14 protein-coding genes are annotated in these 21,169 nt (G+C 65.2%); 5 read left to right on the forward strand and 9 right to left on the reverse strand.

The window, feature by feature from the left end; genetic code table 11:
• Positions 1-294 precede the first annotated feature (294 nt).
• Complete coding sequence (locus E7V67_012665; protein ID WUR15916.1) at positions 295-606, reverse strand: NTF2 fold immunity protein; 312 nt, start codon at positions 604-606, stop codon at positions 295-297.
• Positions 581-5,440 carry a DUF4329 domain-containing protein gene (locus E7V67_012670; protein WUR15917.1) on the reverse strand — a complete coding sequence of 1,620 codons (4,860 nt, stop codon included), beginning with the start codon at positions 5,438-5,440 and terminating at the stop codon, positions 581-583. Before E7V67_012670 ends, E7V67_012665 begins: the two co-directional genes overlap by 26 nt.
• 269 nt (positions 5,441-5,709) lie before the next feature.
• Between E7V67_012670 and E7V67_012675 the strand changes: the two genes are divergently transcribed.
• Complete coding sequence (locus E7V67_012675; protein WUR15918.1) at positions 5,710-7,623, forward strand: methyl-accepting chemotaxis protein; 1,914 nt, start codon at positions 5,710-5,712, stop codon at positions 7,621-7,623.
• Positions 7,624-7,692: 69 nt separating this feature from the next.
• Here the strand turns inward: E7V67_012675 and tssA are convergent, their stop codons facing one another.
• Genes tssA through E7V67_012710 form a run of 7 tightly spaced genes read right to left on the reverse strand, consistent with a single transcriptional unit; the run spans position 7,693 to position 16,151 of the window.
• The gene (gene tssA, locus E7V67_012680) at positions 7,693-8,733 is read right to left on the reverse strand and encodes a type VI secretion system protein TssA (protein WUR15919.1); all 1,041 of its coding nucleotides are present in this window, start codon (positions 8,731-8,733) and stop codon (positions 7,693-7,695) included.
• Between the two features lie 17 nt (positions 8,734-8,750).
• Positions 8,751-9,542, reverse strand: coding sequence for an OmpA family protein (locus E7V67_012685; protein ID WUR15920.1), 792 nt, complete (start codon positions 9,540-9,542; stop codon positions 8,751-8,753).
• 2 nt (positions 9,543-9,544) lie between these two features.
• A complete protein-coding gene (gene tagF, locus E7V67_012690; GenBank protein WUR15921.1) occupies positions 9,545-10,531 on the reverse strand; it encodes a type VI secretion system-associated protein TagF in 987 nt (328 codons plus the stop codon).
• On the reverse strand, positions 10,528-14,394 hold the full coding sequence (gene tssM, locus E7V67_012695) for a type VI secretion system membrane subunit TssM (GenBank protein WUR16270.1): 3,867 nt from the start codon (positions 14,392-14,394) through the stop codon (positions 10,528-10,530). Before tssM ends, tagF begins: the two co-directional genes overlap by 4 nt.
• Before the next feature lie 28 nt (positions 14,395-14,422).
• A complete protein-coding gene (locus E7V67_012700) occupies positions 14,423-15,022 on the reverse strand; it encodes a hypothetical protein (protein ID WUR15922.1) in 600 nt (199 codons plus the stop codon).
• Between the two features lie 2 nt (positions 15,023-15,024).
• A complete protein-coding gene (locus E7V67_012705) occupies positions 15,025-15,294 on the reverse strand; it encodes a PAAR domain-containing protein (protein ID WUR15923.1) in 270 nt (89 codons plus the stop codon).
• Between the two features lie 5 nt (positions 15,295-15,299).
• Entirely contained in the window at positions 15,300-16,151 is an 852-nt protein-coding gene (locus tag E7V67_012710) for a M15 family metallopeptidase (GenBank protein ID WUR15924.1), read from the reverse strand.
• 203 nt (positions 16,152-16,354) lie between these two features.
• Between E7V67_012710 and E7V67_012715 the strand changes: the two genes are divergently transcribed.
• From E7V67_012715 to E7V67_012730, 4 genes are all read left to right on the forward strand, one after another.
• Positions 16,355-17,266 (forward strand): hypothetical protein, encoded by a 912-nt coding sequence (locus E7V67_012715; protein ID WUR15925.1) that lies wholly within the window; start codon positions 16,355-16,357, stop codon positions 17,264-17,266.
• Positions 17,267-17,979: 713 nt separating this feature from the next.
• Positions 17,980-18,486 (forward strand): helix-turn-helix domain-containing protein, encoded by a 507-nt coding sequence (locus E7V67_012720; protein WUR15926.1) that lies wholly within the window; start codon positions 17,980-17,982, stop codon positions 18,484-18,486.
• Positions 18,476-20,164 (forward strand): long-chain-fatty-acid--CoA ligase, encoded by a 1,689-nt coding sequence (locus E7V67_012725; GenBank protein WUR15927.1) that lies wholly within the window; start codon positions 18,476-18,478, stop codon positions 20,162-20,164. The genes E7V67_012720 and E7V67_012725 overlap by 11 nt, the downstream gene beginning before the upstream one ends.
• A 64-nt stretch (positions 20,165-20,228) precedes the next feature.
• Complete coding sequence (locus tag E7V67_012730; protein ID WUR15928.1) at positions 20,229-21,158, forward strand: diiron oxygenase; 930 nt, start codon at positions 20,229-20,231, stop codon at positions 21,156-21,158.
• The last annotated feature ends 11 nt before the right edge of the window (positions 21,159-21,169 follow it).

The following is a 21,169-nucleotide window of genomic DNA, read 5'->3' on the forward strand; positions in this document are numbered from 1 at the left end:
ACGCATCCCGATGCTGTCTCAGGATCACGCGGAAATCATCACTTCATCTGAGCGCTTGTGTCTCATTGCGAACCGCAGCGTAAGCGCACAAGGTGTCGCGTGCGGCTGGCGCCGTCTTTACTCGCCGGAGCAAACGCTTACCCGACAGCATGGCAGTAAGCGTTCTGCCATCCAGCGTCGATACACGTTAGTTTGTGCTTTCCGCCGGTCAATCTCGGGATTTGCCCATCGATCTAGCTCCAGCATACGCGACTATGGCGCCCCGGCTGAATGATCTTGGTAAGGCGCTAATGGCTATCGTGAATGTGTCAACAGCAAGACCCTGCCGTCATCTTTTGCAATGTGTATTTCGAAGGTGCCGCCAAGCTGGCGTTTCTGCATAACACCTTTAACTTGCCAGTACCCGTTGGCCTGACTTACCAAATAGGGTTTCTGCCGCTCGGCTGCCTCCTTGCCGTAGATGTTTGCAATATAAACCTCTGCCAACTGTGCAGCCATGTTGTCGCTGTCGACAATATTTGATATCTCCATCGCTCCTGTCCTGTTTATGATGAGTAATAACAATGTCAAAAATGCGATCCTAAATGCCTTTGCTTGGTAGGGCATCGCTTCTATATACCGTAGTCTTGGTTTTGTGTTCATATTTTCCCATCCTTCCCCCAGGGGTTCCGACGTAGCCATCAATCCGGTAGTAGTCGGCATAGTCGAGGTCCGGGCCAGAAAAATGTTCATCATCATACCGGGCATCGCGCCCTCCATGCGTGTGATAATATGCGACCGGCTTGCTTCTTCGGGGGCACGCGCGCGGGCCTCCTGGGTCAACGGAATGGGCGTCGCCTCGAACGGGAGAGGTATGTGAGTAAGTGCCATCCCTGTTCTGATAAATCATCCCGCCATATTCCCGATTTTCAGCAATTGACAGTGGATTTATTTTCATTAACACAGCCTCTGCGGCTGCATCCTGGGTTGGGTACTTCGACAACCCAAGTGGATCGATCCATTGTAAGGGATTTGGCGCATACCGATGTAAGTGGATGTCGGCGAGCAGCCTGATCGGGTCTTGCGAGATAAATCGACCGGTATGTGGATCGTAGTACCGCATTCGGTTATAATGCAGGCCGGTTTCGCTATCGAAGTACTGGCCCTGAAACCGGATCGGATTATGCATCCTGGCCTTGCGGGAAGTGTTGCTAATCACTTCCTTCGCATGCCCCCATGCCTGGTATTGCGCCGACCACGCCACTCTACCTTCGTAGTCAGTCAATTCCTGCGGTGTGCCTAGCTGGTCACACTGGTAGAATGCTATCTCATTATTAACAAACGGCTCGGCTTCCTGCTCACGCTGACCGTTCCACAGAGGATCAAGCGCGATGTCGTATGCGCCATAGTTGGCGGCGATTAGTGCTTTGAGGTCGGTGGTGGGCGCGAGTCGAAGTGCGCGGCCTTGCGTGGCCTGCACCAGTGGCACGAAGGAGCCACGCTCGTACACATAGTGCACGGTTCGATCGATGGGCACGTAGCCTTGCTGAACGCTGCTCTCCAGCGCCAGCGTGTCTCCATCCCAGCCGTACAGCGTCCGGGTCGTGTTTCGCTGGATAGTGTTATCGCTTGCCTGGCAATGTTTGGCGATACGCCGACCTAGCGGATCATAGGCGAAGGTGGTGACGCCATGGCGCGTGACAGCGCGGGCCATCCGGTTGAACGCATCCCACTCGAACGTATCGCGCTGTCCGTTCTGCGTGCGCTCGATGAGGTTGCCGCGATCGTCGTAACGGTAGCTGGTGCCCGCATATTCCTTCAGAAGGTTGTCCAGTACCTTCGGCAGTGGGACGCGGGTGGCAATGCTCTGGTGCTGCTGCGCAGTGTTGGGCACCTGGATATTGCCGGCCGGGTCGAACGCAAAGGTCTCATGCCCCATTGCGCTATTGGCCGCCAGCAGCCGGCCGATCGGATCGTAGCGGTATTCGATATGGCCGCGACGGGTGTCGTCGATGCTTGTCAGTTGGCCGGAGCGGTCATAGCGGTAACGCCGCTGAATTGCCGCTTGCATGCCGACCTGCGCGTCAGGACGATATTGGTCAGGGCGGAACTCCAGGTTCTTCCGGCCCAGCTGCTGTTCGATCAGCCGGCCGGCCGGGTCGTACTTCATCGTTTGCACCAAGCCGTTGGCCTGGATGCGGGCGGTTTCCTGGTACAGCGCGTCGCGCTCGTAGCTGACGAGCTCCTGGCCGTCGAGCAGTAAGCCATGGACATGGCCGGCGCCGTAGGTCAGCCAGTCGACGCGGTGGCCGTCCGGACGGGTGGTGCCGATGCGTTGGTTTAGCTCGTCGTAGCGGTGATGCCAGACCGCGGTGCGCTTGTCGGGATGGAACGGGCCGTGGTAGTGCTGGTGTTCGCGTACCAGGTTGCCGGCCGGGTCGTAGAACCATTGCAGCCGGGCGTGTTCGTTCCTTGCGTCGGCCAGTTGGCCGCTGGCGTAGTAGGCGAAAGTTTCAATCTGCTCCGGCTGGCCTAGGGCTGCTGCGCGGCGTTGCATGAGCCGGCCCATGGCATCGAACTCGAGCCGCGTGGCGACGCCAGCTTCGACCGTTTCCGCCAGCACGCCGGTCCCTTCATGGTAGCGGTAGTCGGTGGTCTTGCCATCGAAGCCCTGCTCCTGCAGCAGGCGGCCCACCGGGTCGTACTGGAAGCGGTAGACGCTGCCGTTTTCGTTTTCCAGCGCGGACAACCGGCCCAGCGCGTCCCAGCGGTAGCGCAGGCTGTGGCCCAGCGCGTCGGTACGCTGCGCGATTTGGCCGGCCGCCGTGTAGCGGTAGGCGGTGGTGCGATTCAGGGCATCAATGTGCGCCAGTAGCCGGCCTTCGGCGTCGTGGCGCAACTGCTCCTCGGTGCCGTCGGGATGGATCACCGCTTCGAGCTGGCCTGGGTAATTGCCGGTTTCTTCGCTGAGCGCCAAGGTCAGCGTTTCGGCGTTGACTGGCGTGTAGCGGTAGCGGGTGATATTGCCGGCGGCGTCGAAGCTTTTGATGAGGCGCTTGCGCTCGTCGTATTGCCACTGGGTGCTGTGGCCGGAACAGTCGGTGTAGCTGGCAAGCTGGCCGTCGGGCGTGTAGGCGAGCTTCTTGACACCGCCCTTGGCATCAGTGACTTCGACGGGGCGCCCGGCCTTGTCGTACGCATGTTGCGTCTTGTTGCCGAGCGGGTCGATTTCCTCGACCAGGTGGCCTTGCGCATCGTAGTCGCGCTTCCAGGTGCCGCCTTCGGGATCGAGGATGCCGGTGATGCGGTGGTTGGCATCGTATTCGAAGTGCACCTGACTGCCGTCAGCGCGTGTGTGCGTGAGCAGGTTGCCATGGTCGTCGTAACGGAAATGCTCGCTGTTGCCGTCGGTGTGGATGTGGCGGATGACGTTTTTCGCATTGTCGCGGTAGAACCATTCTTCCAGCCCGTCCGGGTAGATGGTGCGGTAGGTGTAGCCGGCGATGTCGTAGTAATAGCGCGTTTCCTGGCCGAGCGCGTCGGTGACGTAGGTCAGGCGGATGTTCTTGTCCCACTCGAGGCGGGTGTCGTGGCTGCCGTCGTCGGCCCACTCGCGGATCGCTTTCGCATTGGCGCCGCTGTCGATGCTGGTGTCGTAGGTGAGGTTGATGCCGCGCCCGGTGCGGTCGGTGTAGCGGGTGACGAGGTGGCGGTCGTACTGGTAGTGCCAGGCGGCCGCGTTTTCTTCCTGGGCGTAGATCAGGTCGCCGTGCTCGTCGTAGTCGTAGGCGGACAATTGACGTACTAGCTGGCCATCCTTGATTTCCCATAGTGCGACGATGTGCCCACTGTCGTCGACCTGCGTACCGGCATGGGCGACGATGGTGTCGCCTTGCTTACTGATGATGTCGCTCAGCACCGCTTCGTCGTCAACCATGTGGTCATAGCGCAGGCCGAGGGCTGCGCCGTCCTTGGCGTGAATCGAGATCAGGCGGAAATGCTGCTTGCCCATTTCGGCTGCCTTGATGCGCACGGTGTCGGTCAGCTCATAGGTTTCGCGCCACGGGCTAGAAGCGCCTTCGGGCAGCGGCTTGCCGAAGTCGAGCGTCAACAAGGTGATGCCCAAGCGCGTCAGCGTGATCTGCTCGACCGGATCGTGATGCTTCTCGCCGACCGCCAGCCAGGGGTAGCGGTGGCTGCGGCCATCGGCGGCGTGGTACAGCAGGCCGGTGGGCTTGCCTTGGCCGACGACGTCGATGCGGGTGCTGTACGGCGTGAGCCAGCGTGCGCCCAGGTTGCCGCTGTCGTAGGCGATCAGCTGGCTGCGGTAGGTGCGGCTCCATTCGATCGGCAGCGGGGCATCCAGCACGAAGTCGGTGTGGGTGAATGTTTCGGCGCCGGTGGCGAAGCTGATCGAGTGGGCGGTGGCGGCCTTGGCCGGGCACAGCTTGCAGTTGTTGGCGTCGCCGGTAGCGGGGCTTTGATGGCTGGAAGCACCCAGCTCGTGGCCGGGATTGTCCTTCTTGTGCCGGGCGCCCTTGGCGGAAGGCACCAGCACCGCATGGCGCTTCTTGTGCTTGACGACCGCGTCGCGCAGGCGCATCAGGATCCACTTGATGCTCATCTGCGCCTGTTCGTCGGCCAGGGCGGCAAGCTTGCCACGGAACGCCGGTTTGAAGTCGGTCAAGTGCGTGATGATCGCCGTGACGCCAGCTACGGCGCTTTGCGGCAGCTGGCGCGCCACCGTGGCGGCGGCGTAGTTCGCGGCCCGCTTGTACTGCCGGTCGATGGCGCCCAGCATGCGGCGCCAACTGCTTTGCACCTTGGGGTCGTGCAGCTTGGTCTCCGCCTGCGCCGGCGGCGCCACATCGAACAGCGGTTCCTTGCCGATGCAGCGCTTGAGGATCTTGACCAGGTCGTCGACGATGCCGTCGGCCACCTTGGCGCATTCGTCCAGGATGCCGGACAGCCTGCTCATCGCGCCGTCAATGAAAGTTTCGAGCTCGCCGGCCAGCCGGGCATTGAGGTGCACGACCAGCACCTCGACCACCGTCGCGCCGATATCCTTGGCGCTCATCGCCAGCTTCTGCCGCGCCAGGTGCAGGGTAGGACGCAGGCACATGCGCGCCGCGCTCGACGCCGGCAGCGGCACCACGCCGATCAGGTTGATGCCCAGGCTGACCCATTGCAGAAGATCGACTTCCTTCTTGGCGATGTATTTCTGGATTACGCCGACCACGTCCATGATGGCGTCGATCAGCGCCATGATGTTGCCGATGACCGGCAGGCTGCCGGCCACGGTGCTCAGGCGCTCGAGCGTGACGTAATCGTGGCTGATCTTGCGCAGCCATTTATCGAAAGCTGCCGCGGCCGCGCCGACGTCTTGCTGGTCGATCGTGTTGAGGGGCGCGACGGCGACCTCGGGCGCGCGGTCGGCAAACTCGGGCGTTGGATTGGTCATCGAAATATCGTAGGCCGTTTGCCAAACCGGCGAGAGCGGATGAGCCTCCCTTTGGTCAAGATCAAATCGAACGCGGCGCTATCGTCACAGCATGGGTCGCGCCAGCAAAAACACGGCCGTGATGACGAGTTATCGATAGGTCATGCCCATCCCTTGCCCACGCGCGCCAGGCGCGCCATGGATGCGCAGATTATTTGTTGTTCAGCCTCAAGATTTAGCGATTCGGGTCGAAAAGTGTTGCTTGACCCCATCACTATCCCGTTCTCACCATGCTTAGCAAAACATCCACACGGATACGCTACACCATCGCGGCCTGTGCATTCTTCGCCCTGACGTTGATCGGAACCTTCACGGTCATGCAGGTCTTCGTCGCCCCCGATCTGGCGGCGCTGGAGGGCCGCCTGATCACCGACCAGGCCGCCGAGATCGGCACCCGCGTCAGTGAGCAGCTGCGCAAGGTCGAGGCGCAGCAGCGCAGCATCACGCAGACCGTCGCATTGCTCGACAGCGAACAGATCGACCGGCTCCAGCCCGGCCTGGTGGACCAGTACGGCGATCCGAACGTGTTCGGCGGCGGCATCTGGCCGCTGCCCAACAAGCGCGAGCAGGGCCGCGAGAAATTCAGCACCTTCTTCGCGCGCGATGCCACGACCAGGCAGCTGGCCGTCAACACGCATTGGAATTCGCCCGAGTCGCTGAAGTACTGGGAGCAGCCCTGGTACGAGAACGGCAAGACCGCCGCCAAGGGCCACTGCAACTGGGCCAAGGCCTACCAGGACGACGCCAGCCCGCAGCCACGCACCAACTGCGCGATGCCGATCTATCAAGGCGCCGAGTTGTACGGCGTCTCCACCATCGACGTGACCCTGGGCTTCTTCAACACCCTGGTGGCCGACATGGAAAAGAAGCTCGGCGCGCAGATCCTGATCGTCGAGGGCGACGGCAAGATCGTCAGCAACAGCACCCGGATCGACGGCAATATCGTGCTGAAGAACGTCGCCGACCTGGCCGCGTCTTCGCCGATGGCCGCCGAGATCAAGGCGCTGCTGGACAAGGCGAGCAAAGGCGAGCCGGTCGAAGGTTCCTACCAGACGCCGGAAGGGCGCCACACGCTGTTCCTGCGCGCGATCCCGGGCAGCCCGTGGTTCATCGCCACCGGCATCCCGTCTAGCATGCTGGCGGCGAACAGCGACCGCATCATGTTCAAGCTGGCCGCCATCCAGGTGCCGATGGGCGTGCTGCTGCTGGTCGCCGTCGTCAGCGCGCTCGGCGTGTTCATGCGGCGCCTCGGCACGCTGAAGGCCAGCATCGATGAACTGGGCGCCGGCGAGGGTGACCTGACCCGACGCCTGCCCGAGACGGGCGGCATGGAATTCGCGGGTGTGGCGCGCAGCTTCAACGCCTTCATCGCGCAACTGCAGGACATCGTGCGCCAGGTGGCCACCGGCGCCGCGTCGATCAGTGCCGCGTCGGAGGAAATCTCCAGCGGCAACCGGGACCTGTCCGCGCGCACGGAAGACCAGGCGGCGTCGCTGGAGGAGACGGCGGCGTCGATGGAGGAACTCACGGGCACGGTGAAGCAGACGGCCGACAACGCCGACCGCGCCAACCGCCTGGCCGGCCAGGCGTCCGACGTGGCCACCCGTGGCGGCAATGTGATCGGCGACGTGGTCGCCAAGATGAACGCGATCGGCGATGCATCGAAGAAGATCGTCGACATCACCAGCGTCATCGACGGGATCGCGTTCCAGACCAATATCCTGGCGCTGAACGCGGCGGTGGAGGCGGCGCGGGCGGGCGAGCAGGGCCGCGGCTTCGCGGTCGTGGCGGGCGAGGTCCGCAACCTGGCCCAGCGCGCCGCCAGCGCGGCGAAGGAAATCAAGGCGCTGATCGAGGACTCGAACACGCAGGTCAACGCCGGTGCCGAGCTGGTGGAGCAAGCGGGTGCGACGATGAGCGAGATCATGGCGACCACGGTGAACGTCGCGACGATCATCAATGAGATCGTGGCGGCCGCCCGTGAGCAGAGCAGCGGCATCGAGCAGATCAACCAGACCATCACGCAGCTCGACGCCAGCACCCAGCAGAACGCGGCACTGGTCGAACAGGTCGCCGCGAGCGCCGAGTCGATGCAGCAGCAGGCGCACGTGCTGAACGGCGTGGTCGGCGCGTTTCGTCTCTGAGGCAAAGCGCGCGGCGGTGGCGTCAGTCCCGGACCCGCATGGGCGGGCCCGCTACGCTTCAGCGTCGGCTCAGCTCTGCGCCGGCGGGACGCCCAGCAGCTCCTCGATATGGGCCAGCGAGGCCTGGTCCTTGACCACGGAGCGCAGCCAGGTGTGCAGGTCCTGTTCGCCCGCCGCCGCGGCCTTCTCGGCGAAGTAGGAAACGGGGCTGTGCGGCTCGGTGTCGCGGAAGAACTGCGCCACCGCGCGCAGTTGCGCGATCGCCTGGGCGCGCGTGCGGATCGGGCCTTGCTGGGTGCCGGTGCCGGCCGGAACCGGGGCCTGCCCCTGCGTGCCGGCTTCCGGAGCGGTGGGCGCGACCTCGGCCGCCGGTACGGCCTCCGTCACCGGTGCCGGCATCACGTGCAGCATCGCCTCGATGGCGTCGCGCGCCTGCGAGAAGCCGGGGCTGTCGTGGCCCAGGCGGGCGTCGGCGGCGCGTTCCAGCTCGCGCAGCGCGTCCAGGCAGTACTGCGCGTCGGCCGTGAACTTGGCGCGGAATATGGGCGACGTGCGCGCCTTGGCCGCTTCCATGTCGGCCAGCTTGGGCGCGCCCGACTGGTCGTTCTCCTCGCCGCTGGCGGCGCGCTTGCGGGCGGCCTCGAAGTCGATCGTCGAGAACGCGCTGCCACGGCCTTCGGTCAGCGGCAGCTCGCGAATCAGCGTGCGCGTGCGCGCCAGGATCCACGACAGGTTGCCGATGCGCTGGTCATTGTCGCCGTCCTCCGCCTCGGGATACAGGCCCAGGTCCCAGAACTGGTCGCACAGGCCGGCCAGCAGGCGGAAGCCTTCGCCCAAGCCGCGCAGGTGATGCTGCTTGGCCGCCGCCTCGGTCAGCCACACGGCCAGGCGCAGGTCCTTGCTTCGTTCCGCCAGCAGCTTGACGCAACTGGTGACGACGAATTCCCAGTCGGCTTCCTTCAATTCGGTTTCCCACGCGCCCTGGGCCAGCGACGGGTCGTCGAACTTGCGGGCGTGGGCGATGGCGTCCAGCTCGGCGGAGAATGCCATGTCCTCGCCGCATGGCTTGCTGTCGCTGATCGGTATTAATAGCTGTTCGGCAGTGAACATTCGTACCTCTGGGTGGTTTATTGTGAGATGCGGAATTCGATGCGGCGGTTGCGCGCGCGGCCGTCGGCCGTGTCGTTGCTGGCGATGGGGCGGTCCGGCCCCTGGCCGGTTGCCGTCAGCAGGTCGCCGTTCAGGCCATGGCTGGCGAAGTACGCCTTGACGGTGTCGGCGCGCGCCTGGCTCAGCGCCAGGTTGGACGAGCGCAGGCCGGCGCTGTCGGTGTGGCCGATGATCTCGACCTTGCGGCCCTTCATCTTCAAGAGCGCAGCCAGCATCTCGTCGACGATGGCCTTGCCGGCCGGCGTCAAGGTGGCCTTGCCGCTCTCGAATTCGACGGTGCGGTTGGCCAGCGTGTTGTCCAGGATGGCCTGGTCGGCGGCCGACACGCGCAGGCCGTTGTTGACCGTGTAGGTCGGATTCAGGCTGGTCGCCACGTTGCTGGCGATGCGCTGGCGCAGCGCCTCGTTGGCCACCTCGCCGCGCAGGCTGACGGTATTGCCGTCGATCTTCAGCTGGCCCTTGCTGATCTGCTTCAGCTCCGGCGTGATCAGCTTCTGCACGTAGCCGTTCCAGTTGGCCGGCATCGAGACGGGGCCGACGGCGATCTGGTCGACCACCTTGTCGGCGCCGTACAGTTCGCGCAGCTTGGCCAGCACTGCGGCCTTGCTGGCGTCGTCCGGCACGGTGCCGCTGACGGTGACCTGGCCCGGCTCGGGCGTCGCCAGGGCCGGCGCCACGTTCTGGGCCGCGGCCATGCCGCAGCAGGCGGCCAGGGTCGCGGCGGTGACGAGGGTAGGGATGAATCGCATGTTCAGGTTCCGATAAACGCCGTGCCGACCGAGTCGAGCGCGGACTTGAGGGACAGGTTGCCTTGCGCCAGGTAGGTGGACAGCTTCTTGATCGCGTAGTCGGTGTCGATCTGCTCTTCCACCCAGTCCAGCTGGTCGAAGTCGATGTGCCGTTCCAGCGCCGTCTGCGGGTCCATGATGGCCCGCAGCGTCTGCGCCGAGGCGCCGGAGAAGCCCAGCACTAGGGCCGGCTTGTTGGCCAGGCGCGTGACGAACAGTGCCAGCTCGAAATCGGCGCGTGCCAGGAACGGCGTGATCAAGTGCATCCAGAACGCCGCCACCAGATTGCGGTAGACCGGGTCTTCCGGCAGCGGCAGTTGCAGGCTTTTTTCCAGCCGGCTCGAGCTACTGGCCAGCACTGGCTGCAGCAGCATGCCCAGTGCCAGCAGGATCTGCCGCGCCGAGGCGCGGTAGCCGGCCTGCTCCAGCATCGTGTCCAGCGCGCCGACGGTCTGCAGTTCCAGGAAGTCTTCGAACGCGGCATCGTAGGCGGCCGCGCCCAGGTCCAGTTCGATCTGCTGGCTGGTCGCGCTTTGCAGCGCCATGGCCGGGTCGCCGGCCGCGCGCACGCCGACCGTCATCGCTTCCAGCCGGTTCCACAGGCGCGTTAGTACCAGCGGGGCGTTCGGCACGAAGGCGCCCGGGTCGGCCACCTCCATCGCGCTCATCATCATGAACGGATAGCGGCGGTTCGACTGGTCGGTGCTGGCCACGATGTGGCCGCCGATCGCATGACGCCGGCGCGGGCCGACGAAGGCGAAGTGCAGCGGCGTCACGGCGTCATAGTGCAGGCGCCAGCGCGCGTCGGTGCTCATCAGGTCCATCGCCTGCGACAGCCAGTCGTCCAGCACCTTGATCAGGGCGGGGCTGTCGCTGGCCTTGACGAAGTCGCCGCGGCTGGGGATCTTGCCGAAGTAGCCGACCGAGATCGGCGTCATGCCGCGGCTCATTGCATGGCTCCCACGGTGGCGCCGGCGCTGCGCGTCGGTACCGGCGCGGCCGGTGCCGGCACGACGGGGGCGGGGGCTCCCGGGGCCGGGGCCGGCGTTGGCGCCGGGGCCGCCGGGGCGGCGGCGATGATCGTCTCCGGCAGGCGCAGGCGCTTGAAGTTGGTGCCCGACTGCGGCACGGCGGCCTGCGGCGGTGGGGTGACCTGGCCGACGATCTTCAGGTTGGCCGTCACCGTCACGCCGGTATTGCTCCAGGCCAGTTCGAACACGCCGTTGTCGCGGCGGGTGCGGCGCGCCGCGTCGATCATCTTGCGCAGGCCGTCGCGGCCCGATTCGTCCAGCAGCACGACCGTGTTGCCGGCCGGCGTGATGGCCTTGATGCGGGCGCCCGGCAGGCCGGTCGGATTCGGCCAGCGCATCTTGACCCATGGCTGCGGCTGGCCGCGCCAGCGCAGCGCCTGGCCATCGATCTCCAGCGTGAACTCGGTCGCGCCGGTGGCGCCCAGCGCCTGCACGTCGAACAGCGTCTGCGGTTCGCCCGGCGCGGCGGCGGCCTGGCTGGCCACACCGCCGGCCGACAGCGGCGCCACCCAGCCCGGGAAGTTGGCGATCACGGACGGCTCCAGGTGGATGCCCATGTCGGCCCACGTCTTCGCGCTCAGCACGTCGCCACGGCGCACCACCAGCGGGCCGATCGTCGTGTTGAAGAACTTGGCGATGGCGCCTTCCGGACCGAACATCTCGCCGATCTCGGCGTTGGTCGCTTCCAGCTTCGACTCCGGCGCGAACGGATACTTCAGCGCCAGGTTCTTGCTGAACGGCTGCACGACCTGGGCCTGCCAGACCTTGTCGATCTCGGCCTCGGTCGGCTTGACGATGACGGCGAAGGTCTGCATCAGCGGGCGCACCAGCACCGGGCGGATGGCGTTCTTCTGCGCGTCCGTCATGCCGACCAGCATCTGCTCGTCGACATACTTCAGCGCCTCGGCCAGCTCCGAGCCGGAACCGTCCAGGGTCTGCTGCATCAGCTGCTTGGCGCCAGGACCCGGGTCGCCCTGGTTCTTGATCTGGTTCAGGCGCGCACGCAGTTTCGACATCTGGTCGATGTAGCCGCGCATCAGCGAGGTATTGTCCTTGTTGACGACGAGACGCGCCACGCCGGCGAATTCGCGGCCGACAGGGCCCAGCGGCAGGGCCGCGTTCTGCACGGGATTGGTCGGCAGGTTGACGTTGATCTGCGACGGCTTCTGGCGCAGGATCGTCTCGCGGAACCAGCCGCTGATGCCGCGCTGGGCGCGCTGGATGCCGGCGTCGAGCAGCGACGGATTGTCCCACGAGGTCTGCTCGTAGACGGTCGTCACCAGTTTCGTGATCGGCGAATTCTGCGGATCGCCCAGGCGGTTCATCGCGGCGGTGGCGGCGCCGAAGCCGTCCAGGTCGCGGATCGTCACTCCCTGCACGAACTTGGTCCATTCCTTGGCGTAGTCGTTCTTGTACAGCTCCGTCAGCGCCTTCTGGATCTGTTCCGGGCTGCCTTCCAGGGTCAGGTCGGTGTTGGACGAGGTCTTCAGCACCCAGTCCGCCGCCGACAGCTCGTGGTTGGCGGCTTCCTTGATCGCTTCCTGCACGAAGCCTTCCCAGGCGGCGCGGGTGAACGTGCCGGGGATCGCATAGCTGCCCAGCACGATGTCCTTGTCCTGCTCGCCGACGATGCGCGCCACCGTCATCGACGGGAAGCGGGTGGCGGCGCGCGCCTTGATGTCGGCATACACGCGTTCGCGCGCCGGCATGCCGCGCACCACGCGGCGCAGGTTGTCGCGGGTCTGGTCGACCAGGGCCAGCTTGCCTTCCAGCTGCGGCCAGGCCGGGTCGGCCACCTGCGCCAGGTAGAACGAGATCAGGCGCTCGGCGCTGCGGATCATCTGCTCGCGCGGCATCGCACCGCGGTTCGAATCGAGCCAGACGCGCCAGAAGCGGGTCAGCTGGTCGTTCAGGTGCGCCGCCTCGGCACGCGACTTATCGGTCAGCATCAGGTAAGTCTTGAGGGCGTTGTAGGCGTCTTCGGCGTTCGCCGGCGACGCGTCCTTGAACTGCATGGCGCCATTGTTGACGGCCGCGCTGTCGCCGGTGGCGGCGGGAGCGCCGCTGGCCGCGGTCACCGGCTTCGTCATCGGCTGCAGCTGGCCGGCGTTGTTGTTGACTTCCGCCAGGAAGGTCTCGAGCGACTGGCCGACCGGTTTGAGCATCACTTCGCGCACGCCGTTGAAGTATTCCTCGCGCAGCTTGCGGTTCAACACGTCGCCCTGGTACAGGCCCAGGCCCAGCGACAGCGGCCGGCTGTCCTCGTAGCGATCGAGCTGTTCGATGCGGTCCTGCAGGATCTCCAGCGCCTGCAGGCGCGACTGCAAATCGATGCTCTTCTGCTGCAACTTGATGGCCTGGTCCAGGTCCGCCTGCACGTTGGCCACCAGCTGGCGGTTGTTCATGAACGACCAGCTCCAGCCGCCCAGGGCCAGGCCGACGAACGCCATCGCGGCGAAGAACATCGCGTAACGCACGCGCGTCTTGGCCGGGCTGGCGTATTGCGCCACCAGGTCCTTGTCGGCGAAGATCACTTTGCGGAACAGGTTCAGGAGGAAGTAGCCCTGCTGCTGGTGCAGTTCCTCGTGCTGCTGCGGCTGCAGGCGCAGGTCGAAGCGCTGCGCCACGCGGTGCGACGAGGCCGACACCGTCTCGCCTTCCTGCAGCGCGCTGGTGAAGTAGAAGCCACGGAACACGGGCTTGAACTGGTAGGGGTTTTCCTCGAACAGGGTGGCGATGAACGAGCGCAGCGCCGGCTTGATGGAGGAGAATTCGAGCGGGAATGTGAACACGCCCGGCGGCATCCGTTCGCGCCATTGCAGCGACATGTTCGCCAGCGACAGGTCCTTCAGGCCGTCATACAGCTCGTCGAAGCGCGTGTCGAACTGGTCCAGCAGCTGTTCGGAGCTGGCCGTCTGGCTGTAGGGCAGGGTGGCGCCCCAGACCCGATCGCGTTCGCTGCGCTCGCTGTCCTGGAAGAATTCGTTGAAGCCGGTGATCAGGTCGGCCTTGGTGAACACGACGTAGACCGGCGCGTGCACTTCCAGGCGCTCGGTCAGTTCCTGCACGCGCTGGCGCAGGTTCTTGGCCAGCTCGATGGCGAATTCGGGACGGTTGCGCGTCAGCTCCGCGATGCTGACGGCGATGATGACGCCGTTGATCGGCGCCTTCTTGCGGTGCTTCTTCAGCAGGTCGAGGAAGCCGAACCACTCGGCGCGGTCCTCGTCCACCACGGAGTAGCGGCCGGCCGTGTCGAGCAGGATGCCTTCGGTGGTGAAGAACCAGTCGCAGTTGCGGGTGCCGCCCACGCCGTGCACGATTTTCGTATCCGCGAACGGGAACTGCAGGCCGGAGCTGGCGATCGCCGTGCTCTTGCCGGCGGCCGGGTTACCGATGACCATGTACCACGGCAGCTCGTACAGCGCCGCGTCGCCCGAGAGCTGGCCCAGCTTGGAACTCTTGATGGTGCCGATGGCTTCCAGCAGGCGCTTGCGGATCACTTCCGTTTCCTGGCGGTGCACCGGATCGGCCTGCACCGGCGCCGGCGCCTTGGCCTGCTGTTCGAGCATGTCGCCCAGCTGGTCGGCACGCTGGCGGCGGCGGTAGCGGCGCCACAGCCAGACGATGGCGCCGAACAGCAGCGCCACCGCCATGACCGTCCACGGCACGCTGGCCGGCCATTGCAGCAGCGTGGCCGCGATGAACAAGGTGGCGGCAAAGGCCAGCCAGCCGATCACGATCAGGCTGCGGCGCGATGTCAGGAATTCCCAGGTTTTTTGCATCATATGAGAGTCGTTTTCGCGGGGTAGATCATACTTCGGTGCCAGGCGCCAGCAGGGCGGCGTCACGGCGGTACGGGTCGAGGTTGCCGATGCAGAGCACCGGGGCGCCGCGTTCGGTCACGTCCTGGCGCGCCAGCACCAGGGCCGTCAGGTAGGTGGCGGCGCCGCTGCTGCCGCAGGCCATGCCGACACTGGCCAGGTCGGCGCTCGCGTCGAGCTGCTTGAAGCGGTTCGAGACGAGGTCCATCAGTTCCATGGTGCGGTTGCCGCGGTGGTCGGTATCGGCCGCCAGCGCGGCGATGTCCGACGGTTCGCAGCGCGTGCTCGCGAGCAGGTCGGCGACCAGGCCGTCCAGCACGCCCGGCGCGGGGCGCTTGACCGTGTCGGCGGAGTCGGCCAGCTGCGCGCTGGCGGCAGCGCGCAGCAGCACGGGCGGCTCGTCCGGCGCCAGCAGCGCGGCCTGGACCGGGTCGGCCAGCAGCAGCGCGAGCGGCAGCACCAGCAGCCGGGCCACCAGGTCGCCCGTGCCGGGCTCGCGGTTGCTGGCGCGCCGGTGCCAGATCACACCTGCCCAGCAGGAAGCGAAGGCGGCGACAGTAATGAAAAGAGGCTTGAATCGTGCCAGCATCGTCACACTTTATCGATGCTGGCCTGCTGCGCCGCGATCGGCGTGGCGCCGCAGGCGGTTTTGTCGCCATGGCGCGCGGCCGGCTTGCCGTCGATGATCAGGGTCCGGTCGTCGCTGGCGATCTGGTTGTTGCCATGGCCTGGAATCGGGCACGTGGCCTTGTCGCCGACGCGCGCGCTGCCCTTGCCGCCAGTATCGGACATGGACGACGCCTCCACGAAGGTGCCGCCGTGCGACGTCTTGTCACCCAGTGTGATCAGGGGTCCTGCCATAGTTGTCACTCCTTCCGTCTCATCACGCCGGGCAGACGCAGTTCCGTGTGCCCGAAATCCATCATCTTCCAGCGTCCGCCCCAGGTCAGGCCCATCGACTCGGCCACCTCGCCATACAGCTGGTAGCCGCGCATCGCCCACGGGTCCTTTTCCGTGATCACCAGCTTGCCATCGCGCAGGAAGGCGCAATCGGCGGCCAGGCCGTACTGGTGCCAGCTCTGGTAGGCGGCCGCATTGGTCACGCTGGCCCCCATCGCCGCGAGGCGGTTCTGGCGCTCCGGGCTCCGGTAGCCTTCCAGGATCGCCATGTCATAGCCGTGTTTCTCCTTCATGATCTTGAAGACCATCAGCAGACGCTGCGTGTACTCCGCGTGCATCATGCCCCAGTCGCGGCTTGCCGTCACGAGCATCGGCCGCTCCTGCGCCACTTCGGCTTGCGCCTGAGCAAATACCAAGGGCGGCAGCGGCGGCGGCGGCACCAGTTGCTCGCCCTGCAGCAGCTCCGCGACCTGCGTATTGACTTCCCGGGTGGAGGTTTCGTAGCCGCTCAGCGTGGAACGGCTGCCCAGCACGATGGCCAGCAGGGGCGGCAGGAACAGCAGCGCGATACCGCCGGCGCACAGCAGGTAATGGCGGCGCAGGAAGTCGCCCAGTGCACTGGCCGTGGCGCTGCCGCTGTGGCGCAGGGCCTCGGCCTCACGCAGGCGGCGCTGGGCGAGCTCGCCCGCGCCGCGCCGCAGGCGGCGGATGGTCGAGCCCAGTCCATTCAGCATGAACTCGCGTCCGGCGGGGAACAGGATCATCCAGCTGACGAGACAGGCCAGTACAAAATAAAGAATTATCGCCAGCAGCCACACAGCCACTTCTCCAGTCGACAGCGGAGTATTGTTCGTATCTTCAAAGCATTGCTCTCAAGTATAACTTACCGTTATAGCAATGTCTCGCACAATTGAATAAAATATCGGCCTTGCGTAAAAAATATTTCCGAAGATGGGGCCTTTTGTTCTTGACTCCTGTAAAGTAATCGAAAAAGTAATACAAAATAAGCAAGGAGTGTATCTTGGTCAGTAAAGACGATCGCCCCGCCGGCGCTAGCCGGCCCAGCCTGCTCTCGACGGAGCAGGAGGGAGCGGCGGACGGGCGCAGCGTGCTGGGCGCCCTGGACGGCAAGGCGGCCAAGCCTGCCAAAGCCGCCAAGGCGGCGAAGCCTGCCGGCCAGCCGAATGCGGCGCGGCCAGCGGGCAACCGCAAGCGGGGGCGCAGCCTGGCATGGTTGGGCGCGCTCGGTGCCGGTGTCATCGCGCTCGCGGGCGGCACGCTCGCCTGGATGGCCAGCGTGCCGGATGACGAAAGTGTGGCAGCAGTGACGGCGCCGCCGCCCGCGGCGCCTACGGCCAGGATGGCGGCGACCCCGTCCGCCGCCGCGCAGTCGGACGTATCGACGGCGGCGATTCTGCAGGATGCGCCGGGCGCCGGTGCGCCGGGCGCCGTCGCGCCGGGCGCCGTCGCGCCGCCGGACAAGCAGCCCTCGCTGAAGGAGATGCTGGCTGCGCCCAGCGCCAAGGCGGCGGAGCGCCCCGATCCACTGACGCAGGCGCTGGAGCGCCCCAGCAAGAAGGATGGGGAAGAACGCGCGACCGCGAAGAAGGCGGAGGCGAAGGAGCCGGCCAGGAACGAGGTAAAGAAGAAGCCGCCCAAGGAAAAGCCGGCCCGCGAGAAGCCCAAGGCCGCGCCTCAGCCCAAGCAGCCGGCACCGGACAAGGATGCCACCGTGCTGGCCGCGCTGATGGCGCATGTGCAGCCGAACAGCCAGATTCCCAGGAAGAGCACGCCCGCCCAACAGCTCAAGAGCTGTCGCCAGTACAACGCCGCGGGTGAAGAGCAATGCCGCGCGCGCCTGTGCTCGAACACAGCGAAGAACGAGCCCGAATGCAAGGCGCGCGCCAAGAGGAAGGCCGCCACCGATTCATGAGCGGTGCCCTGATTGACGCATCACCGCCGCGCTGGCCCAGCTTGCCATGACGCGGTTCGTGATCTTGGCCTGGATGCGTGGGCTGCTCTTGAAGCCGGCGTCGGCGTTCGCAGCTGACACGGCCTCTGGCGTGAAGTAAAGCACCACCGAAATCCATGGCCACGAGAGGATGCCCAGTGGCGGGAAGGTGGCTGTCCAGGTAGTGAAACTGGGAGCTGCGCCTGGTGCGAACAGCGCAGAGATTCGGCGCATGAATCTTGCGCTGGCCGCCGGTGCGAAGCGTTTGGCGGGGTATGGACACGAATGCGGCAGGCAGATCCATACTGGCCCCTGGAGATTCGAAGCCGGGCTAACGAATTTCATTTTGACACCGAATACCTGAGTTTCGTTTACGGGATATGGTCCGCGTGCGGTAATTCTCGGGATATATGGAAAACCGCGATCGTGCTCTCCAGGGGCACTGGGTCGGCGCTTTCGCCCGCCGCGAAGCCCGGCACCATTCAGCCCAGATAGCGCCACCCTCCGCCCTCGGGTGTTAGGAAATCGCAGCGCCGCGCCTCGTGTTGCGCTGCAGGCCGGGTTTAGTCCGCACCCGACAGTCCCCCTCATCAAATCCTGTTGCAAAAAAACCTAGAGCCCCTGATCTAAAAAATCACTTGTTTAAAGAGAGTGATTTTCCTACAGTAACTTGCATATTTACCAAACAAGACGCCATGACCAAAGGTTCCTTCATCGAGATGAACTGTCCGATCGCCCAGACCCTGGAGCAGGTCGGGGAATGGTGGACGTTCGTCATCCTGCGCGACGCCTTCTGCGGCGCCAGCCGGTTCCAGGAGTTCCAGCAGCGCCTGGGGATCAGCACCAATGTCCTCACGCGCCGGCTGGCGCGGCTGGTCGACAGCGGCATCTTCACGCGCGAGCCTTCAGACACCGACGCGCGCGTGGTGCACTACCGCCTGACGCCCAAGGGTTATGCGCTGTATCCGATCCTGACGGCGATGACGATGTGGGGCGAACAGTGGGTGCCGCATCCGGACGGCGCGCGCGTCAAGCTGATCGAGCGGGCCACCGGCGCTCCGATCGCGGGCGTGCACATCCTGTCGGCCGACGGCCGCGCGCTGACCCCGGAGGAAATCGATACGGTGGCGGGACCGGCCGCCGCTGAAAGAACGCACGCTTTGATGCGCATGAGAGAGGAGACCATCAACAATGACGAATGAACCGATCTGGCTGAAGTCCTACCCAGCTGGCGTGCCGGCCACCATCGATCCCGCCCAGTATCGCTCGCTGACCCAGCTGCTCGAGGAGTCGTTCGAACGGTACGCCGGGCGCCGCGCCTATGTGTGCATGGACCGCTTCCTGACCTACCGCGACCTGGACCGCCATTCGCGCGCCATGGCCGCATGGCTGCGCCAGCGCGGGCTGGGGAAGGGCGCGCGCGTCGCCATCATGATGCCCAATGTGCTGCAGTATCCGATCGCCGTGGCCGCCATCCTGCGCGCCGGCTGCACCGTCGTCAACGTCAATCCGCTGTACACGCCGCGTGAGCTGGAACACCAGCTGCGCGACTCCGGCGCCGAGGCCATCGTCCTGCTGGAGAACTTCGCCGACACGCTGGAGAAGGTACTGCCGCGCACCGCGGTCCGGCATGTGGTGGTGGGCTCGATGGGCGACATGCTGGGCCTGGCCAAGGGCACGCTGGTCAATTTCGTCGTGCGCAAGGTGAAGAAGATGGTGCCGGCGTTCGCGCTGCCCGGTGCCGTGCCATTTCGCCGCATGCTGGCCGAAGGCGCCGGCCTGACCCTGCCGCCGGTGGCGCTGGGGCATGACGACATCGCCTTCCTGCAGTACACGGGCGGCACCACGGGCCTGTCGAAAGGGGCAACGCTGACGCACCGCAACGTCATCGCCAACGTGCTGCAGAACGACGCCTGGTCGGTGCCGGCCCTGGGCGACGTCGCCGCCGGCGATGGACCCGTGACCGTGTGCGCGCTGCCGCTGTACCACATCCTGGCACTGAATGCCTGCGTGCTGATGGGCGCGCGCTGGGGCGCGATGAACATCCTGATTCCCAATCCGCGCGACATGCCAGGCTTCGTGCGCGAGCTGGCCAAGTACCGCGTCAACTTTTTCCCTGGTGTGAATACGCTGTTCAATGGCCTCTTGAACCAGCCGGGCCTGGACAAGATCGATTTTTCCGGCTTGCGCATCACGCTGGGTGGCGGCATGGCGGTGCAGCAGGTCGTCAACGACCGCTGGCTGAAGGTGACCGGCTGCCCGATCCTGGAAGGCTATGGCCTGTCCGAGACCTCGCCCACGGCGACGCTGTGCCCGCCCAACCTGACCGTCTTTACCGGCACCATCGGCTTGCCGGTGCCGTCCACCGACGTGGCGATCGTCGACGACGACGGCCATCCGGTACCGCTCGGCCAGGCCGGCGAGATCGCCATTCGCGGCCCGCAGGTGATGAGCGGCTACTGGAACCGGCCCGACGAGACGGCGAAGGTGATGACACCAGCCGGCTTCTTCAAGTCGGGCGACATCGGCATCATGGACGAACGCGGCTACGTGCGCATCGTCGACCGCAAGAAGGACATGATCCTGGTGTCCGGCTTCAACGTCTATCCGAACGAGATCGAGGGCGTCATCGCGGCCCATCCCGGCGTGCTCGAATGCGCCTGCGTGGGCGTGCCGGACGCCGCCTCGGGCGAGGCCGTCAAGTTGTTCGTCGTGCGCAAGGACCCGGCGCTGACCAGTGCGCAGCTGATGGACTACTGCCGCGAGCAGCTGACCGGCTACAAGAAGCCCAAGTACATCGAATTCCGCGATGCGCTGCCGAAGACGAACGTCGGCAAGATCCTGCGCCGCGAGCTGCGCGAGAGCGCGCTCGCGGCCTGACCCGCAACATCCCAAGTGTCACCTACGCTGTCCAATTCGAACAACCCACCTGAAGGAGACCAGTATGGAAGCCATGACCACCGTTGCACCCGCACCCGCCGCCAGCCCGATCGTGCTCGATGAGCGCAGCCAGAAGACCGTGCGCACCTTGATCAATGCGTCGCACCGCAACCTCCTGTTCCTCGACAAGGTCGTCGACTGGGAGACCGGCATCGATTTCTCCAAGCTGCCCAAGCTGGCCGAGTCGAGCTGGATCTACGGCACCGAGTACTGGGACATGCTGACGCCCGAGCAGCGCAACGAGGTGCTGTGGCTGGAGACGGGCCGTGACGTGTCGTATTTCATCTGGCTGGAGCAGACCTTGCCCGAGCTGTACGTCGGCTACGTCAACAAGTACCACGGCACGCTGGCCGACGAGGTGCGCGAATACATGCTGGTGTTCTCGCGCGAGGAAATCGTGCACACGCTGATGTTCCGGCGCTACCTGCAAGCGGCCAACCTGAAGATGTGGAGCCATCCGGAGAACATTCCCAACTACTCGCTGTTCGAGAACCAGCTGGCCGGGCGCCATCCGGTCTACGGCGTCTGCTGGAACCTCCTGATCGAATGGTTCGCCGAGCTCAATTCGATCTACCAGACCCAGACCGATGCGATCGACCCGCTGACACGCAAGATGTTCCGCGAACACCATACCGAGGAGACGCGCCATATCGCCTTCGCCCGTACCGTGTGCGAGAACTACTTCGCCACCGCGCCGAAGGACGAGATGGCCGAGATGTGCGCCTTCTTCCGCAAGGGCTACGGCTTCCTGCTGGCCGAATACAGCTACATGCCGGAGATCGCCCGCCACACCTCGTTCCACTTCCCGATCCAGCCGGACGACAAGGCGGCCATCGAAGCGGTGCGCAACTCCCCCAACAACCGCCGCCTGAACCAGGAACGCTTCCGCGACGTGCACGACTGGTGCGTGAAATACAACATCATCGACGCCTGAGCGGAGACCAC

This window comes from [Empedobacter] haloabium (assembly GCA_008011715.2).
In the GTDB taxonomy this organism is placed as follows: Bacteria; Pseudomonadota; Gammaproteobacteria; order Burkholderiales; family Burkholderiaceae_D; genus Rugamonas; species Rugamonas haloabia.

What these genes read in the sequence shown, in the direction of transcription:
- E7V67_012730 (WUR15928.1), top strand. Translation starts at nt 20,229, where the DNA reads ATGGAAGCCATGACCACCGTTGCACCCGCACCCGCCGCCAGCCCGATC.
- E7V67_012670 (WUR15917.1), bottom strand. Translation starts at nt 5,440, where the DNA reads ATGACCAATCCAACGCCCGAGTTTGCCGACCGCGCGCCCGAGGTCGCC.
- E7V67_012665 (WUR15916.1), bottom strand. Translation starts at nt 606, where the DNA reads ATGCCCTACCAAGCAAAGGCATTTAGGATCGCATTTTTGACATTGTTA.
- E7V67_012705 (WUR15923.1), bottom strand. Translation starts at nt 15,294, where the DNA reads ATGGCAGGACCCCTGATCACACTGGGTGACAAGACGTCGCACGGCGGC.
- E7V67_012675 (WUR15918.1), top strand. Translation starts at nt 5,710, where the DNA reads ATGCTTAGCAAAACATCCACACGGATACGCTACACCATCGCGGCCTGT.
- E7V67_012685 (WUR15920.1), bottom strand. Translation starts at nt 9,542, where the DNA reads ATGCGATTCATCCCTACCCTCGTCACCGCCGCGACCCTGGCCGCCTGC.
- tssM (WUR16270.1), bottom strand. Translation starts at nt 14,394, where the DNA reads ATGCAAAAAACCTGGGAATTCCTGACATCGCGCCGCAGCCTGATCGTG.
- E7V67_012725 (WUR15927.1), top strand. Translation starts at nt 18,476, where the DNA reads ATGACGAATGAACCGATCTGGCTGAAGTCCTACCCAGCTGGCGTGCCG.
- tagF (WUR15921.1), bottom strand. Translation starts at nt 10,531, where the DNA reads ATGAGCCGCGGCATGACGCCGATCTCGGTCGGCTACTTCGGCAAGATC.
- E7V67_012700 (WUR15922.1), bottom strand. Translation starts at nt 15,022, where the DNA reads ATGCTGGCACGATTCAAGCCTCTTTTCATTACTGTCGCCGCCTTCGCT.
- E7V67_012720 (WUR15926.1), top strand. Translation starts at nt 17,980, where the DNA reads ATGACCAAAGGTTCCTTCATCGAGATGAACTGTCCGATCGCCCAGACC.
- tssA (WUR15919.1), bottom strand. Translation starts at nt 8,733, where the DNA reads ATGTTCACTGCCGAACAGCTATTAATACCGATCAGCGACAGCAAGCCA.